Below are 1,746 nucleotides of genomic sequence, written 5' to 3'. Positions count from 1 at the left end.
ACGGCAGTGCGGACTGGACGATACAGTTTGACAACATCAGGCTGTGCAGCAACCAAACTTCTGGTGGCGCGTGCTCTGGTGGTCCAACCACGGATGTTCTTGCCTTCCCGGTTGACTTTGAAAACTGTGAAGGGTTCAATGTATCTTTTGGTTCCCTTCAGACCAGGGCAATTGTTGACAATCCCGTTTCAGGTGGGATCAATACTTCGGACAAAGTATATCAATTTATAAAGCCTGCCGGTGCAGAAGGATTCGGTGGTTTCCAGAATATTTTTGATTTTGGCACATTTACTAATAATTCCACCATTACGTTCAAGATCTACAGTACGTTGCCCAATCAGGATATACGATTGGAGATCGTCGCAATACCCAATGATGGTTCAATTGGAAATCCTGCGCCGTATACGCAAACGTTGACAACGGCCAATGAGTGGGTAGAACTGTCTTTTGATTTATCTGCAAACGATTTTCCGAACGGCGACGAAACTGTATACACCATGCTGGTGGTTAAACCTGGTAATATTGACGGAGGCAATACACCTGCTGACGTTACCTTTTACCTGGATGATTTCGCTATTACGGCGAATTGATAGTAAGTTTTTAGCAAAGAGGGTCGATGCATAATTGTGTAGCGACCCTTCTTCGCTTAAGTCATTATTTGAATCGGATTAATGTCAGAGAGAGATATTTCGGGAAATTCTAAGCATAAGTCAGTCCCGAAAGGGGTCAGATCGTGATCTGAAACACTTGAATGCTGGGTTAACAGGTTATTAAAGGCTTGCTATTTACGCAACTTCAGTTATTAAGGCAATAATAATATTTTCAATATTTTAAAGCCTTAATTTGATATCTATGGAAAATACCGATGCAGTGATCAAAATGAACAAATCCTACACCGTCCTGATCAGCCTGATCGTGGCTTTGGGTGGTTTTCTCCTGGGATTTGACAGCGCCGTTATTTCTGGTGCCGTAAAAGGAATTACGGTCTACTTTGAAATGACCGATGCCATGCTGGGTTTTGCTGTAGGTTGTGTCATTTTTGGTGCCATGGCAGGGAACTTATTGGCAGGGCCTATGGCCGACAGGTTCGGCAGAAAGGCCGTACTGATCATAGTTGCCGCCTTGTTTGCTGTTTCGGCCTCCTGGTCAGCCCTCGCAACGGGATACACCGAGTTTATCATCGCCCGAATTATTGGAGGTGTCGGAATTGGAGGTGCCATCCTGATCGCACCCATCTATATCGCGGAGATCGCTCCGCCAAAACTTCGGGGCAGCCTGGTTTCCTTTAACCAGCTGAATATCGTCATCGGGATTTCGGTAGCCTATTTTTCCAATTATTTTCTGGTAAACCTTGGGGAGGATAGCTGGCGCTGGATGCTTGGGGTGGAGGCCATCCCGGCCACTATTTACTTTCTTTCCCTATTTACCGTACCCCGAAGCCCGAGGTGGCTTGTTATGAAATTGAACAAGGTGGAACTAGCCCGCAAGATCATGGCCAAAATAGGAGGGGAAGCCTATGCAGAGACCACGCTTTCAGATATACAACAGGGTCTGGCAGCCAAGGAAGAGAAAGGCAGGTTTGCAGATCTGTTTCAGGGCAAATACGGCACCATTATGACCATTGCGCTGGGGATCGCTTTCTTCCAGCAAATCACGGGAATTAATGCCATCTTTTACTACGCCCCCACTATCTTTGAACAGGCAGGGGGTAGTACAGACTCTTCTTTTTTACAAGCTATAGTTGTG

General features: G+C 46.0%; 2 protein-coding genes. Both read left to right on the top strand.

The window, feature by feature from the left end:
• On the top strand, positions 1 to 590 hold a 590-nt coding region (locus AC4E7D_RS07175), incomplete at its 5' end, for a hypothetical protein (protein WP_490173131.1).
• Between the two features lie 262 nt (positions 591 to 852).
• On the top strand, positions 853 to 1,746 hold an 894-nt coding region (locus AC4E7D_RS07170; RefSeq protein WP_490173130.1), incomplete at its 3' end, for a sugar porter family MFS transporter.

The organism is Lentiprolixibacter sp. (assembly GCF_982873095.1).
This window is presented reverse-complemented; position numbering and strand designations above follow the sequence as displayed.